The sequence below is a fragment of the Bradyrhizobium sp. LB14.3 genome (genome assembly GCF_040547985.1).
Classification (GTDB): domain Bacteria; phylum Pseudomonadota; class Alphaproteobacteria; order Rhizobiales; family Xanthobacteraceae; genus Bradyrhizobium.
The window spans coordinates 413835-429779 of the sequence record NZ_JBEPQT010000003.1 but is presented as its reverse complement, the minus strand read 5'-3'; the positions used below and the strand labels follow the sequence as shown (position 1 = coordinate 429779).

General features: G+C 63.5%; 15 protein-coding genes. All 15 read left to right on the top strand.

Annotated elements, in window-relative coordinates; translation table 11 throughout:
- Positions 1-235: 235 nt before the first annotated feature.
- The 15 genes from ABIB00_RS09385 (at position 236) to ABIB00_RS09315 (ending at position 15942) form a co-directional block, all read left to right on the top strand.
- Entirely contained in the window at positions 236-1336 is a 1101-nt protein-coding gene (locus ABIB00_RS09385; RefSeq protein ID WP_354104127.1) for an inositol-3-phosphate synthase, read from the top strand.
- On the top strand, positions 1336-1932 hold the full coding sequence (locus ABIB00_RS09380; RefSeq protein WP_354104126.1) for a histidine phosphatase family protein: 597 nt from the start codon (positions 1336-1338) through the stop codon (positions 1930-1932). Before ABIB00_RS09385 ends, ABIB00_RS09380 begins: the two co-directional genes overlap by 1 nt.
- On the top strand, positions 1929-3032 hold the full coding sequence (locus ABIB00_RS09375; RefSeq protein ID WP_354104125.1) for a CgeB family protein: 1104 nt from the start codon (positions 1929-1931) through the stop codon (positions 3030-3032). Before ABIB00_RS09380 ends, ABIB00_RS09375 begins: the two co-directional genes overlap by 4 nt.
- 2 nt (positions 3033-3034) lie before the next feature.
- Positions 3035-3844 carry a nucleotidyltransferase family protein gene (locus ABIB00_RS09370; RefSeq protein WP_247350313.1) on the top strand — a complete coding sequence of 270 codons (810 nt, stop codon included), beginning with the start codon at positions 3035-3037 and terminating at the stop codon, positions 3842-3844.
- Complete coding sequence (locus ABIB00_RS09365) at positions 3841-4608, top strand: TIGR04290 family methyltransferase (RefSeq protein WP_354104124.1); 768 nt, start codon at positions 3841-3843, stop codon at positions 4606-4608. The genes ABIB00_RS09370 and ABIB00_RS09365 overlap by 4 nt, the downstream gene beginning before the upstream one ends.
- Positions 4605-5558, top strand: coding sequence for a glycoside hydrolase 5 family protein (locus ABIB00_RS09360; RefSeq protein WP_354104123.1), 954 nt, complete (start codon positions 4605-4607; stop codon positions 5556-5558). Before ABIB00_RS09365 ends, ABIB00_RS09360 begins: the two co-directional genes overlap by 4 nt.
- Complete coding sequence (locus ABIB00_RS09355) at positions 5546-6751, top strand: phosphopentomutase (RefSeq protein ID WP_354104122.1); 1206 nt, start codon at positions 5546-5548, stop codon at positions 6749-6751. Before ABIB00_RS09360 ends, ABIB00_RS09355 begins: the two co-directional genes overlap by 13 nt.
- 210 nt (positions 6752-6961) lie before the next feature.
- A complete protein-coding gene (locus tag ABIB00_RS09350) occupies positions 6962-8074 on the top strand; it encodes an NAD-dependent epimerase/dehydratase family protein (RefSeq protein ID WP_354050910.1) in 1113 nt (370 codons plus the stop codon).
- Positions 8074-9138, top strand: coding sequence for an NAD-dependent epimerase/dehydratase family protein (locus tag ABIB00_RS09345; protein WP_354104121.1), 1065 nt, complete (start codon positions 8074-8076; stop codon positions 9136-9138). The genes ABIB00_RS09350 and ABIB00_RS09345 overlap by 1 nt, the downstream gene beginning before the upstream one ends.
- Positions 9135-10421, top strand: coding sequence for a TIGR04295 family B12-binding domain-containing radical SAM protein (locus ABIB00_RS09340; protein WP_354104120.1), 1287 nt, complete (start codon positions 9135-9137; stop codon positions 10419-10421). Before ABIB00_RS09345 ends, ABIB00_RS09340 begins: the two co-directional genes overlap by 4 nt.
- Positions 10418-11530 (top strand): glycosyltransferase family 4 protein, encoded by a 1113-nt coding sequence (locus ABIB00_RS09335; RefSeq protein WP_354104119.1) that lies wholly within the window; start codon positions 10418-10420, stop codon positions 11528-11530. Before ABIB00_RS09340 ends, ABIB00_RS09335 begins: the two co-directional genes overlap by 4 nt.
- Positions 11527-12657, top strand: a complete 1131-nt coding sequence (locus ABIB00_RS09330) for a CgeB family protein (protein WP_354104118.1) — start codon at positions 11527-11529, stop codon at positions 12655-12657. Before ABIB00_RS09335 ends, ABIB00_RS09330 begins: the two co-directional genes overlap by 4 nt.
- Positions 12654-13742 carry a CgeB family protein gene (locus tag ABIB00_RS09325; RefSeq protein ID WP_354104117.1) on the top strand — a complete coding sequence of 363 codons (1089 nt, stop codon included), beginning with the start codon at positions 12654-12656 and terminating at the stop codon, positions 13740-13742. The genes ABIB00_RS09330 and ABIB00_RS09325 overlap by 4 nt, the downstream gene beginning before the upstream one ends.
- Entirely contained in the window at positions 13739-14863 is a 1125-nt protein-coding gene (locus ABIB00_RS09320) for a CgeB family protein (protein WP_354104116.1), read from the top strand. Before ABIB00_RS09325 ends, ABIB00_RS09320 begins: the two co-directional genes overlap by 4 nt.
- Before the next feature lie 11 nt (positions 14864-14874).
- Positions 14875-15942 (top strand): UDP-glucuronic acid decarboxylase family protein, encoded by a 1068-nt coding sequence (locus ABIB00_RS09315; RefSeq protein WP_354104115.1) that lies wholly within the window; start codon positions 14875-14877, stop codon positions 15940-15942.
- Positions 15943-15945 lie beyond the last annotated feature (3 nt).

The window sequence follows — 15945 nt, the reverse complement described above, 5'->3', positions numbered from 1 at the left end:
TCTTTCGTATGTCGGACTCTCTCGAGAGCATCATCTTCTTCATCTTCATCCTGGAAGCTCTTCGTTCCCTCCAAACTGCCCGCGATTTTATCCCAGGTTAAGCGCGCGAAATTTTTCCGGCCGGAATCTGACGTGAGGCGGACATAGTGCCGTGAGTTCAGGAACGAACATACGTTCCTCACGTTCGCCGACGTACTTACGTCAACACTGCATGTCTTCCGGAGGGCTTCGATCCATGCATTCTCGTCTTCAGGACAGGCGGCGCGTGCGCGTCGGCATCGTCGGTGTCGGCAATTGTGCGAGCTCCTTCGTTCAGGGGCTCTCCTACTACCGGGAGGCCAAATCGAACGAGCCGGTGCCCGGGCTGATGAACGCCGATCTCGGTGGCTATCATATCAGCGACATCCAGGTGGCGTCGGCCTTCGACGTCCATGCCGGCAAGGTCGGACGAGACGTCGCCGAGGCAATCTTCGCAGCACCGAACAACACGCATCGCTTTTCCGACGTTGCGCAGACCGGCGTCGTCGTTCAGCGCGGCCCGGTCATGGACGGAATCGGTCAGTATTTGAAGGAGGACATTCCGATTGCGGATGTTCCGGAAGCCGACGTCTCCGAAGTGCTCGCGACGTCGCGCACGGACGTGCTGGTGTCCTATCTTCCCGTCGGCTCGCAGCACGCAAGCGAATTTTATGCCGCGCGCGCGATCGAGGCCGGCTGCGGCTACGTCAATTGCATCCCGGTCTTCATTGCCTCGAATACCGACTGGCGGCGGCGTTTCGAGGATGCAGGCCTGCCGATCGTCGGCGACGACATCAAGAGCCAGGTCGGCGCCACGATTCTGCACCGCGTGCTCGCCAATCTCTTCCGCGACCGCGGCGTGCGGCTCGATCGCACCTACCAGCTCAATGTCGGCGGCAACACCGATTTCAAGAACATGCTCGAGCGCGAGCGGCTGACCTCGAAGAAAATCTCCAAGACCCAGGCCGTGACCAGCCAGTTCGACGTGCCCATGGATGCTGACAATATTCATGTCGGCCCGAGCGACCATGTGCCGTGGCTGACCGACCGCAAGCTGGCCTTCATCCGCCTGGAGGGCACGACGTTCGGCGGTGTGCCCTTGAGCGCGGAAGTCAAGCTCGAAGTCTGGGACTCCCCGAATTCGGCAGGTGTCGTGATCGACGTGGTCCGCTGCGCCAAGCTCGCCATGGACCGCGGGCAGGCCGGCGCGCTGACGGGCCCATCGAGCTATTTCATGAAGTCGCCGCCGCAGCAGTTCACGGACGATGAAGCCGGACGGCGAACGCGCGCGTTCATCGACGACAAGGCGTATACCTGATGGCGAAGATCATTCATCTGATCCGCCACGGGCATCACGCCCTCCTCGGCCTGACGCTATGTGGCCGGATGAAGGGCGTAGAGCTCGATGATCCCGGTTGCGAAGAAATGGCGCGATGCGCCGAAAGCATCTCACCGCGACCAACATTGATACAGTCGAGCCCGCAACGGCGCTGCATGCAGTCGGCCTGTATCCTTGCCGCGCATTTCGGCTTGCCGGTCGAGATCGTGCCCGCGCTCAACGAGCTCGACTATGGCGAATGGACTGGACGATCCTTCGAGGCGCTCGCCCCGGATCCCCGATGGTCGCTCTGGAACGAACAACGCGGAACGATCCGTCCGCCGGGCGGCGAAAGCATGCGGGCGCTCCAGAAGCGCGTTGTCGCCCATCTGGAGCAGGTGAGCAGCGACCGCGATCCCGGCACCGTCGTCGCCGTCAGCCATGCCGAGCCGATCCGCGCGGCGCTGCTGTATTATTCCCGGAAAGAGCTCGACGACTTTCTCTCGATCGAGATCGACCCCGGCAGCGTCAGCACCCTCAGCGTGGATAATCGCGGAATCAAGATCACCGGGATCAATCAGCGGGTGCCAGCGTGAAGATCGTCATCTTCGGCCTGACAATTTCCTCTTCCTGGGGCAACGGTCACGCGACCTTGTGGCGTGGGCTTTGCAAGCATCTCGCGCGATCCGGGCACAGCGTCGTCTTTTTCGAGCGCGACGTGCCCTATTACGCCAGCGCGCGGGATTTGCACGAACTGGCGGGCGGCCAGCTGCGACTGTTCTCGAATTGGGACGATGTGCTTCCTTTGGCGCGCAGCGACCTTCGCGATGCCGATGTCGCGATCGTGACCTCCTATTGTCCCGACGCGATCGCCGCGACCGAGCTTACCCTGTCTGAGGGTCGCGCGCTGCCCGTGTTCTACGATCTCGACACACCGGTCACGCTGGCGAAGCTCTTGGCCGGCGGCGCCGTTCCCTATATCGGGCCGCGCGGCCTGCGAGATTTCGCCTTGGTCCTGAGCTTCACCGGCGGTCCCCGCATCTGCAACGAATTTCGCGACCGGCTCGGCGCCTGCAACGTCCGTCCGCTCTACGGCCATGTCGACACTGACATCCATCGACCGGTCCCGTCTCAGTCGCACTACCGTGCGCATCTGTCCTATCTCGGCACATATTCGCAGGATCGTCAGCGCGCGCTCGAGGCTCTCTTCGTCGAACCCGCACGGGCACGGCAGGATCTGCGCTTCCTGATCGGGGGTGCGCAATACCCGGAAGATTTTCCCTGGTCGCCAAACATCTATTTCGTGCAGCACTTGCCGCCGTCAGAGCACGCGTCGTTCTTTGCGTCGTCCCGGCTGACGCTCAACGTCACGCGCCGGGCCATGGCGGAGATGGGCTGGTGCCCGTCCGGGCGTCTGTTCGAAGCTGCTGCCTGCAAGGCCCCACTGCTCAGCGACGATTGGCCGGGGATCGATGAATTCTTTGCGCCCGGGCACGAGATCCTGATCGCGCGCGATGAAAAGGACGCGCTTCCTGCATTGACGACGGCCGACGCCGAGCTTCAGCACATTGCCGCGCGCGCATATGAACGGACCATGGATCAGCACACCTCCGACAAGCGCGCGGGCGAACTGATCTCGCTGCTCGAGCAGGCGGCATCCCTCGGCGCGCGCCGGCAACAACCCGAGGAGGCCTGATCATGTGGGGCATCGTTCCGGCCGCAGGCCGCGGCAGCCGCATCCAGCCGCTCGCCTTCTCCAAGGAACTGCTTCCGGTCGGAAGCCGACGGGACGACGGCATGGACCGTCCGTGCGCCGTCTCGGAATATCTGCTGGAGCGGCTGATCCTTGGGGGGGCTGACAAGATCTGCTTCGTGATCTCCCCCGGCAAATCCGACATCCTCGAATATTTCGGCGATCACTATGGCGGCGCCCAGCTCGCTTACGTCGTGCAGCCCGACGCGTCGGGGCTGTGCGATGCCGTGTTCAGGGCGGGCACGGTCGTCGGCCATGACGAAGACGTCATCGTCGGACTTCCGGATACAGTCTGGTTCCCCAAGGCGGCCTTGCAGGCATTGCCGGCCGCCGACCTGTCGTTTCTGCTGTTTCCGGTCGAACATCCCGAGTTCTTCGATGCGGTCGTGCTCGACGGCGATCGCGTGACGGAGATCCAGGTCAAGCAGCCGGACGCAGCGTCGAAATGGATATGGGGCGCCTTCAAGATGTCTGCCAACGGATTTCGCGAACTCCAATCGCTGTGGACAAAGCGCGACCACCGGGATGAATATTTCGGGACACTCGTCAACGCCTACATCGCGGCCGGCGGCCAGGGGCTCGGCGTCAAAGCTGGCGAATCCTATGTCGATGTAGGCACCATCGATGGCTATCGGACGGCAATGGCGTTGCTCGCGGAAAGCTCCACCGGGAACGGACGCTCTCGATTGCTGGCCGGCGGTTCGCCCGAGCCAGCCCGCTCAGCCCCCGCAATGAACAATGGAGTGACCGCATGAGCAGAGGCGCCCTCTCCCGCGAGGAAATCCGCCAGCGTGTCGATGCGCTCGGGCCATGGTTTCACAATCTGGACCTGAAGGGTGTACCGACAGCGCCTTCACACTTTCTCGGCGACTATCCCAACGTGAAATGGCGACGCTTCTCCGGGATCATCCCGGACCGTCTCGACGGCAAGACCGTACTCGATATCGGCTGCAATGCCGGCTTCTACGCCATGGAGATGAAGCGGCGCGGCGCCGAGCGCGTCCTCGGCCTGGACACCGACGACGAATATCTCGAGCAAGCCCGCTTCGCGGCCGAGGTGAACGGGCTCAGGATCGAATTCTGCAAGATGTCAGCCTATGACGTCGGACAGCTGCGCGAAAAGTTCGACCTCGTGATCTTCATGGGGGTGCTCTACCATCTGCGGCACCCTCTGCTGGCGCTCGACCTGATCCATGAGCACGTGGCCGGCGATCTCCTGCTGTTCCAATCGATGCAGCGCGGCGACAGCCGCGTGAATCCGGTCGACAAGAACTACGACTTCTGGACCACCGATCAGTTCGATTCGCCGGGCTATCCAAAGCTGCACTTCATCGAGAACAAATATGCCGACGACCCCACCAATTGGTGGGTGCCGAACCGTGCCTGCGCCGAAGCCATGCTGCGCAGCGCCGGCTTTGCGATCGCAGCGCATCCGGAAGACGAAGTCTATCTTTGCAAGCGGGTAACAAGGCCGCAGGCGGAAGGTCCTGTCTATCCATCGCGGGAGGCCGGCCAATGATCGAAGCCGCCAAGATCTGGAACGAGCCCAACAACAAGTCGCACTGGGACATCCTGATTGATCCGGACTGGACCATGTTCGCCAACCTGGCGCTAGCGGCCGGAAAGGCGATCCGCAGCGCCCATCCCACACTCCCGCGTGTGCTCGGCGGCATATCGCCGATCGATCCGTCGTTCATCCGCAATATGCAGGCGCGTGGCGTACTCGATCATGTCGATGCGGTAGCCGTGCACGGCTTTCCGCTCGACTGGAACCTGTGGCAGATTGCGGAATGGCCGGCCAAGCTCGAGGAGATCAAGGCGGTCACTTCGCTGCCGGTCTGGGTGACGGAGGTGGGAGTCTCGTCTTTCGGCGCCGAAGAGGTGCAGGCTTGGGGACTGAGCCGAACCGCGGAGCTCTTGATCGGCCGCGCTCCGCGCATCCACTGGTACAGCCTCTACGATCTGCCTTCGAGCTGGGAGGCCACGACCCGGCATAAGGAGGCTGAAGGCTCCTCCTACTACCGGCATTTCCACATGGGCCTGCTGCGCGAGGACGGGACACCGAAAGCCTCGGCGGAGCTGTTCCGCAACTTTGCACCTGCGATGGGCCTGTGCCAGTGGTTTCATTTCGAGGACCACCGCCTCGATGACGCCGTGGGCTGGATGCGCCGGCTGGGCGTGCAGCATCTCAGGACCGGCCTGTCCTGGGCCGACAGCTTTCGTCCCAACGCGCTCGACTGGTTCGACCGCCAGATGGACGCGCTGGCGGAGTTTCAGGTCGCGGTGACCTTCTGCTTCACGCCGGAGCACCGGGGTATCGAGCCTCATCACACCAGCTCGCCGCTCGACGTGAACGAGTTCGCGGATTTCTGCGCGCAGATGGTCGAGCGCTATTGCGCGAAAACAGGGGTCGCGCCTTCCGCGGCGTCTTCGCGTCCGACCGTCCGAGAACCGACATGCGTGCCCTGATCCTGGTGTTGGACTCCGTCGGAATCGGCGCCGCGCCCGATGCCGAAAATTACGGCGACGAGGGCGCCGATACCATCGGTCACATCGCTGAGATGTGCAGGGTCGGCAATGCCGACGGTCCACGGCGGGAGGGACCGCTTCAGCTTCCCAATCTGGTTGGGCTGGGCCTTGGCCAGGCTTGCCGTCTCGCAACCGGGCGCGTGCCGCCCGGGTTGGAGGGCCGTCCGGAGCATTCGCGCTTTGGCTGCGCAAGCGAGATATCGAAGGGGAAGGACACGCCATCCGGTCATTGGGAGATTGCCGGTGTGCCGGTGCCGTTCGACTGGGGCTATTTTCCAAGAACCGAACCGTGCTTCCCGCGCGACCTGATGGAGCGCCTGTGCGAACAGGCGCGATTGCCCGGCATCCTCGGAAACTGTCACGCCTCCGGCACCGAGATCATCGACGAATTCGGCGAGCGTCACATCAGAACCGGCGAACCGATCGGTTATACGTCGGCCGACAGCGTGTTTCAGATTGCTGCACATGAGGAGACATTCGGGCTCGAACGCCTCTATGAGGTCTGCCGCGTTGCCCGCCGACTGGTCGATCCCCTGAACATCGGGCGCGTCATCGCCCGGCCGTTCATCGGCACGTCAGCAGGTCACTTCAAGCGAACCGCGCACCGGAAGGATTATTCCGTCCCGCCGCCCGAGCGAACGATCCTCGATCTCGCCGAAAGCGCAGGCCGTGACATCGTGACGATCGGCAAGATCGACGACATCTTCGCCCATCGCGCGACCGGGAGGAACATGCGCGGCGATGGCAACGAAGCGCTGATCGATGCCACGCTTGATGGGCTGGCCTCTCTTGCAGAGGGTGGGATGTTGTTCGCCAACTTCATCGATTTCGACACGTTGTACGGCCATCGCCGAGACGTCGCGGGATATGCAGCGGCGCTCGAAGCCTTCGATGCCCGCGTTCCCGAGCTGCTTAACCGCGTGCGCGACGATGATCTCCTCATCGTCACGGCCGATCACGGTTGCGACCCAACCTGGAGCGGCACCGATCACACCCGCGAACAAGTGCCAATTCTGGCGGTGCGCGGGCGGTCGTCTTCTCCGATCGGCAGACGCACCGGCTTTGCCGATATAGGGGCAACGGTCGCAAGACATCTCGAGCTGCAAGCGCCGATTCGTGGCGTGCATTTTTAGCCGCAGCGCCGGCCGATTCACTTGGGTTATTGATCCAGGTTAGAGAAATGTTTGTTTGTAGGTTTCGCAGGAACGAACATTCCTTGCACCGCTTCTACTTCCAAATGTGACTGGCGCGCCGGTCGCCCCGACCAGAACAGCAGCGCGCGCTTTCATTCTCATCACGGATTGATCCCGCAGGATCGGTCTCACGGCGGCACGGAGCGGTGAATGACGCGAGTATTGATCACTGGAGGCGCCGGATTCATCGGATCGCATGCGGCCGACGTGCTGCTGGCGGCCGGCTATGAAGTCCGCCTGCTCGACAATCTCTCGCCGCAGGTCCACGGAGGCAACCGCCAGCGTCCCGCCTATCTTGCCGAAGAGGCGGAGCTCGTCGTCGGCGACGTCACCGACGCTCCCGCAGTCGAGCACGCGTTGCGCGGCACCGACATGGTCCTGCATCTCGCATCCGCGGTAGGCGTCGGCCAGAGCATGTACGACATCGAACCCTATGTCAGGACCAACGAGCTCGGCACTGCCGTGCTGTTACAGGCGCTGTCCAAGCGTCCGGTCGAGCGGCTGGTGGTGGCCTCGTCCATGAGCATTTATGGCGAGGGCCTTTACCGGAGCGCCGATCAGAGCGTCATCGCATGCGACGAACGGCCGATCGAGCAGCTTCGCCGCGGCGATTGGGAGCTGCGCGATATCACCGGGCGCCCGCTTGATCCCGTTGCCACCCCGGAGACAAAGCAGCCCTCGCTGAGTTCGATCTACGCACTCAACAAATATGCCCAGGAACGCATGTGCCTGATCACCGGCAAGGCCTATGGCATTCCGACGGTGGCGCTACGCTTCTTCAATGCGTTCGGTCCGCGCCAGGCGCTGTCCAATCCCTATACCGGCGTGCTCGCCATCTTTGCCGCGCGGCTGCTCAACGGCCGGCCCCCCCTCGTCTTCGAGGATGGTCTGCAGCGGCGCGACTTCGTCCATGTACATGACGTCGCCCGCGCCTGCCGCATGGCGCTCGAAGCCGATCGCACCCAGGAGGTCTTCAACGTCGGCTCGGGGCAGTGCCGCACCATTCTCTCCGTCGCGCAGGATCTCGCCGATGTCATGGGACGCGGCAACATCGAGCCCGAGTTAACGCGGAAATATCGTGCCGGCGATATCCGGCACTGCTTCGCCGACATCGGAAAATCGCGCGACCTGCTCGGCTTCGAGCCGCACGTCGCCTTCAAGGACGGTCTCCGGGAGCTCGCGGAGTATCTCGCCGACCAAATCGCTGACGATCAGGCGGAGCGAGCCACCAAGGAGCTGCAGCAACGAGGATTGGTCGCGTGATGAGTGAACGAGATAACAGACCCGTCCTGATCACCGGCGGCTGCGGATTTATCGGCTGCAACCTCGCCGACCGGCTCGCGGAACGCGGCGATCCCGTGCTGATACTGGACAATCTCGCCCGCGCCGGCGTGCGTGAGAACGCGCAATGGCTGAAGTCCCGGCATGGCGACCGGGTCACAATTACCGTGGCCGACATCCGCGAACCGATCCCGGTGATCGACGCAGTACGTGAAGCCCGCGCCGTGCTGCACTTGGCCGCTCAGGTCGCGGTCACCGACAGCGTGAGCGATCCGGCTTCCGATTTCGAGATCAACGCGCGGGGCACATTGAATGTGCTCGAAGCCGTGCGGCTCCACAACAGCGCCGCGCCGGTCGTGTTCGCCTCGACCAACAAGGTCTACGGACGCCTGATCGACGACGGCGACATCGCGCTCACCGGCCGCCGCTACACGCCGACAAGCGGTCTGCTGACCGGCGGCATCTCGGAAAATGCACCGCTCGACTTCTACAGCCCCTATGGATGCTCCAAGGGAACGGCGGATCAATACGTTCACGACTATGCGCGGGTCTACGGCCTCCAGACTGTGGTGATGCGCATGAGCTGCATCTATGGGCCCCGGCAATTCGGCACCGAAGATCAGGGCTGGATCGCGCATTTCCTGCTGAGCGCCATCCGCAGCAAAGAGCTGACGATCTATGGCGACGGCCATCAGGTCCGCGATGCGCTTCATGTGTCGGACGCGGCCTCGGCCTGGCTCGCCGTGCTCGATCGCATCGCGCTCGCCCGTGGACGCGTGTTCAATCTCGGCGGCGGCCCGGCCAATGCGATCAGTCTGCTGGAATTGATCGACCGCATCACCGATCTGACCGGCCGCAAGGTGGCATATCGCTTTGCCGATTGGAGGCCCGGCGATCAGCCCTGGTACGTGACCGACACGCGCGCCCTCTCCAGCGCGCTCGGCTGGGCGCCTCAGACATCTCTCGCAGACGGCCTCCGATCCATTCACACCTGGCTGGATGGCCGCTTCGGATCGGCACAGGGCAACCGCGAGGCGCTGGCATGACGCGTGTTGCCCTCATCAACCCAAACTGGGATTTTGGCGGCAGCATCTATTTCGGCTGCCGATCTCCTCACCTTCCGCTCGAACTCGGGATCTCCGAGCACTACCTGAAGGCGGCCGGGCACAAGACGCTGCTGCTCGATGCCCACATGTTCGACCTCTCGCTCGCCGATATCGAAGCCGAGCTGCGCGCGTTCGGCCCCGACCAGATCGTCATCACGACGGCACCGACTTATCTGTTCTGGCGCTGCGCCCCTCCCGAGCTCCGCGTCCCGCAGGAGCTTGCAATTGCGATGCGCGACCTGGCTCCGATCCTCGTGGCAGTGGGCCCCCATGGCTCGACCGTGCCAAAAGCGGCGCTTCGAAAGCTCGGCACCGACGTCGTCGTAATGGGCGAGTGCGAGGCATCCTTGCTGCGTCTTGCCAATGGCGAGCGGGACTTTCCCGGCTTGTGCTTCGCCGATGGCGCATCGCTCCGCGTCAATGGCGGCCCGCAGGCCGTCGCGTTCAGGGATCAACCGCCGCTTGATTGGCCGGAGGAGATGATCCGGCGGCATCACCATCACCATCACCGCTTCGAAGCCGAACCGCAGGCGCCAGGCGCCGAGGTCGAGTCTTCCAGGGGTTGTCCGTACAACTGCACGTTCTGCGCCAAGGAGAATTTCCGCAACGCTTACCGCAAACGGCCCCCCTCCGTCGTTCTCGAAGAGATCGACGGCCTGCGCCATCAGGGCATCGAATATGTCTACTTCATCGACGAGATATTTCTTCCGAACGCGGAACTGCTGGAAGGGCTGGCCACACGCGGGCTGAAGTTCGGTGTGCAGACCCGCATCGATCTCTGGAAGCCGGACATGCTGGCTCTGCTCGGTGGGGCCGGCTGCGTCTCGATAGAGGCGGGGATCGAGAGCCTGACCGTCGGGGGCCGTGCTGCGCTTGCCAAGAACTGCAAGATGACGACAGACCAGCTTGCCGAACGTCTGGTCGAAGCGCGCCGTCACGTTCCTTTCGTGCAGGCCAACCTGATCGAAGTCCCCGAGGACGATGATCCCATCGTGCAGCGCTGGCGCCACACGATGCAGGATGCCGGCATCTGGGCCAACGATCCGGTCCCGCTCTATCCCTATCCGGGCTCGCCGGATTATCAAAAGCTGTGGGGCGAGCCCGACGATTTCGCCTGGGAGCGCGCGCACCGGCACTATCTCGCGATGTTCGACCAGTTCAGCGACGTGCAGAACGATCGCCCGGTTCCGCTCGAGGCTCTCGAACTGCAGGTGGCATCATGAGCCGTAGCTCGGACATCAGGATCCTGATGACGACCGACACGGTCGGGGGTGTCTGGACCTATTCCTGCGCTCTCGCATCGCAGCTTGCGGCGTCGGGGGCCGATGTCGGCCTCGTGACCATGGGTCGGCGCGCACGAGCCGAGCAGCGCGAGATGCTGCGCGGTTCCCGAGTGCGCCTGATCGAAACGGACCTCGCGCTGGAATGGCAGGATCCGGAAGGGCAGGACCTCGCCCGAGCGCGGCGCATCCTCACGAAGCTCGAAGCACAATTCAGGCCGGACGTTATTCACCTCAACAGCTTTCGCGAAGCAACCTTCGACTGGCACGCGCCGGTGGTACTCGTCGCGCATTCCTGCGTCGGCTCCTGGGCGCTGGCCTGCCGTGATACGGCTTGGCTGGGCGAGCCGAGATGGCGCAGCTACGCCGAACGCGTCGCGGCAGCCCTCGACAAGGCGCAGGCCTGGGTATGCCCAACCCAGTCCTTTCACGACGTGATCGCGCAGATTTACCATCCTCAATCGCCGGGCGCCGTGATCTGGAATGGGATCACACCCCGAGGCGCCCTCGGACGTAAGCAGGAGCTGATCCTTGCAGCCGGGCGGCTGTGGGACCGCGCCAAGAACATCGAGGTTCTTGCCGCCGCGGCGCCGGGGCTGGATTGGCCGGTCCAGGTGGCGGGTGCGGCGACCGTCAGCCCATCGCATTGTATCACCTGGCTTGGGCAATTGCCGTACGACGCCATGCGCGCGCGGATGGAGCACGCGGCGATCTTCGCAAGTCCCGCCTTCTATGAACCGTTTGGGCTCGCGGTCCTGGAAGCCGCGGCGGCGGGATGCGCGCTCGTCCTGTCCGACATCCCAACGTTCCGGGAATTGTGGACCGGAGCCGCGCTGTTCGTCGATCCCACCGACGGCAAGGCGCTGCATCGAACGCTTGCAGGTCTGTGCGCCGACGATCGCGAGCGGATGCGGCTGCAACGGGCAGCTTTTGAGCATTCCCTCACCTATTCCCTGACCCGGACGACGAGTGCCTATCTCAGGCTTTACGAGGACCTGCTCGCTTCCCATCGCGAGACCGCGCCGGTCAGCCAGATCGAGGTGCGTGCATGAAATGCGTCCTGTTCTACCACGCCTTCACCTCCTGCTGGAACAACGGCAACGCCCACTTCCTGCGCGGCTATGCCCGCGAACTTCATGCGCTCGGTCATGAGGTCGTCGTGTTCGAGCCGGTCGACGGCTGGAGCCGATTGAACGCGATCCGCGAGGGTGGCAGTCAGACCATGGAGGACATTCCGGTGCTGTTTCCCGGCATCGGCATCCGCCGCTATGACGCCTGCCTCGATCTGGATGAGGCGCTCCACGGCGCCGATCTCGTCGTCGTCCACGAATGGAATTCGCCGGATCTGATCGCAGACATCGGCCACAGGCGGGCGCATGGCGCTCCCTTCACGCTGCTGTTCCACGACACCCATCACCGCGCCGTCAGCGCACCTGACGAGCTTGCGCAATTCGACCTCGACGGGTTCGACGGTGTGCTCGCCTTCGGCGAGGTGCTTCGTCAGATCTATCTGAAGCTCGGCTGGGCCGACCGGGCCTTCACCTGGCACGAGGCCGCGGACATCGCCCTGTATCATCCGCTGCCGCATGTCGAGCGCACCGATGATGTCGTCTGGATCGGCAATTGGGGCGACGGCGAACGCAGCGCCGAGCTCAACGAATTTCTGGTCGAACCGGTGGCCGAACTGAAGCTGCGCGCGGAGGTCTATGGCGTCCGCTATTCGGACGCGGCGCTCGACACCATTCGGGCGGCAGGTATCCGGCATGGCGGGTGGCTGCCCGCGCACTGGGCTCCCATCGCTTTCGCCGGCGCACGCGCCACTGTCCATGTGCCGCGCGGCCCCTACGTCCGCTTGCTTCCGGGCATTCCGACCATTCGCGTCTTCGAGGCGATGGCGTGCGGCATTCCACTGGTCTCGGCCCCCTGGTCAGACGCGGAAGGCCTGTTCCCGGAAGGCGCCTATCTCGGCGCCGCCGACGGTACCGAAATGAAGCGCGCGCTTCGTGCGCTCCTCGGCGACCACGAGTTATGGACCGCCACAGTGGAGGCCGGCCTGCGGACGATCAAGGAGCGTCACACCTGCCGTCACCGCGCGGAGCAGCTTGTCAGCATCGTGCAGGATCTCCGGGCCTCAGGCCGCTCGTCACAGCCCTCACGATACATCGGAGCCTCCGCATGAAGATCTGCTTCTTCGGATCCAGCCTCGTCTCATCCTACTGGAACGGTGCCGCCACCTATTATCGCGGCATGCTGAAGGAGATTGCGGCGCTCGGCCACGACATCACGTTCTTCGAGCCCGACGCTTTCGAGCGCCAGGCCCACCGCGACATCGACGACCCGCACTGGGCGAGGGTGGTCGTCTACGCCGCGACGCCGGACGGCTGGCGAAGCTCGATCGAGGGAGCTGCCCGCTCGGCTGACATGCTGATCAAGGCCAGCGGGGTTGGCGTTTTCGATCAGGAGCTGGAGAACGCCCTCACCGACATTCCGTCGAATGCGACGCGCATCTATTGGGACGTCGACGCACCCGCCACGCTGGAGACGATGGCGGACGATCCGGAACATCATCTGCGCCGCGCGATCCGGTCCTACGACATGGTTTTGACTTATGGCGGCGGCGATGCAGTCGTGTCCGCTTATCGCTCCATGGGCGCGCGGGGCTGCGTGCCGATCTACAATGCGCTCGACCCGGCCACGCACTTTCCGGCACTTCCAAATCCACGTTTCACCTGCGATCTCAGCCTTTTGGCAAACCGCCTTCCCGATCGCGAGCAGCGCGTCGAGAGGTTCTTCCTCGACGTTGCGCGCCAACTGCCCAACAAGAGATTTGTCCTCGGCGGCTCCGGCTGGGAGACCAAGGAAACGCCGGCCAATCTACAGCAGGTCGGACATGTCGGGACCGGCGACCACAACGCGTTCTTCGGCTCCGGTCTGGCTACGCTGAACGTCAATCGCGACAGCATGGCACGTTACGGCTTCTCGCCGCCGACACGCGTGTTCGAAGCCATCGGCGCCGGAGCCTGCCTCATCACCGACCAGTGGGACGGCATCGATCATTTTCTCGAGCCGGATCGCGAGGTCCTGGTGGCCGCAAGCGGAGCGGAGGTCGCAGAGCATCTTGCCGCACTGCGCCCCGATCGGGCTCAGGCGATCGCAGGACGCGCTCGTGCGCGCATTCTGAGCCACCACACCTACCGGCAGCGCGCGCGCCAGTTCAACGATCTCTTTGCCGCAAGCAATTCGCGAATCGAGGCAGCAGAATGAACCTCACCATCGTCGTCATTGGTCTTTCGGTCACTTCGTCCTGGGGCAACGGCCATGCCACGACCTACCGCGCCCTGATCGAAGCCCTGGCACGACGAGGTCACCACGTCACGTTTCTGGAACGCGACGTCCCCTGGTATCGTGAGCATCGCGATCTTACCAAGCCTTCTGCGTGGACCGTCGAGCTTTATCAATCCTTGAAGGACATCCCGCTGCGTTTCGGCAAGATGATCCGAGACGCTGATCTGGTGGTCATCGGCTCCTATGTGCCCGATGGGATCGCGATCTCCGAATGGGTCACGACCCACACCGGAGGGCTTACCGCCTTCTACGACATCGACACGCCGGTCACGCTTGCGAAGCTCGATCAGGGCCTGGACTATCTTTCCGCGGCGATGATCCCGCGTTTCGACCTTTATCTGTCCTTTGCCGGCGGCCCAGTACCCGACATGATCGAGGAGAGCTATGGCAGTCCGCTGGCGCGGGTTCTGTATTGCAGTGCGGACACCGATATCTACGCGCCGCAACGCGCGGAGAAGAAATGGGCACTGGGCTATCTCGGAACCTACAGCGAGGACCGGCAACCGGTTCTGAAGCAGTTGCTGCTCTCCCCCGCTCGCACTCTGTCATCCGAGCAGTTCGTGGTGGCCGGCGCGCAATATCCCGAGGATGTGGTGTGGCCAGCCAATGTGGCCCGCATCGAGCATCTCACACCCAAGCATCATCCGACATTCTACGCGGAGCAGCGTTTCACGCTAAACGCCACCCGCGCCGACATGCGCGCACTCGGCTTTTCGCCGAGTGTCAGGCTGTTCGAAGCCGCGGCGTGCGGCACGCCCGTCATCTCGGACCGGTGGCCTGGAATCGAAACTGTCTTTGAACCCTCGCGGGAAATCCTGCTCGCGTCGAATCCACGCGACGTTGTTGAAATCCTGCGCGACATGCCGGAGGACCACCGGCGCTCGATCGCAGACAACGCGCGGCGGCGGGTCATCGCCGATCACACCTCCGACCACCGCGCCCGGCAGCTCGAGACGTACTACGCCGAGGCGTCCGATCGGCGGTGCCGCAGAACAGCGCGGCGTCCCGTATCGCGTCCCTTTCAGGTCGCAGAACTCTGAAAGGCAGCGCCATGACACTTCAGACCCGCATCCAGGCGTCCCGCCGCTCACCGACTGTGCTGATCGCCGGCGGCGCCGGCTTCATCGGATCCCACCTCTGCGACGCGCTTTTGCAACGCGGCCACACGGTAATCTGCCTCGACAATTTGTTCACGGGAACGATCGGCAATATCCGGCCGCTGCTCAATCATCCGAATTTTCGCTTCATCGAACATGACGTACGCGATCCCGTCGAGATCGAGGGCGATATCGACGGGATCTACAGCCTCGCCTGCCCGGCGTCGCCCCGTCATTACCAGAAAGATCCGGTCGGCACGATGAAGACCTGCGTGCTTGGCACCATCAACATGCTGGAGCTCGCGCGTCGGAAGGGCGCCCGAGTGCTGCAGGCATCGACAAGCGAGGTCTACGGCGATCCCGAGGTGCATCCCCAGCCGGAATCCTATCTCGGCAACGTCAACGCGATCGGACCCCGAGCCTGCTACGACGAAGGCAAGCGGGCCGCGGAAACGCTGATGTTCGATTACCATCGCATGTACGGGGTCGAGATCAAGATCGCGCGCATCTTCAACACCTACGGCCCGCGAATGCTGGAGAACGACGGGCGTGTCGTCTCCAACTTCATCGTGCAGGCACTGCGCGGAGAGCCGATCACGATCTATGGCGGTGGTACGCAGACCAGAAGCTTCTGCTTCGTCGACGATCTCGTGCGCGGCCTCCAGCTGCTCATGGAGAGTCCATCATCAGTCACCGGGCCCTGCAATTTGGGTAATCCGCACGAGGTTACAATCGAGGCGATTGCCCGCGACGTGCTGGCGTATACAGAATCAGGCTCCCCGCTTCGGTTCGAGGAGCTGCCTAAAGACGATCCGAAGCGGCGCAAGCCTGTCATTGACACAGCCGTGAAGGTGTTGGGGTGGCGCCCGCGCGTGGCGCTCAAGGATGGTCTCCGGGCGACCATCGCGTATTTCGCCATGCGCATAGCCGGCGAAGCGCCGACGCTTGTTCCGGCCGCTGCACCTCGCAGGAGCGGACGTACCAATGCACGCGGCCGGTTGACGATTGCCGATCAGGGGTGATCC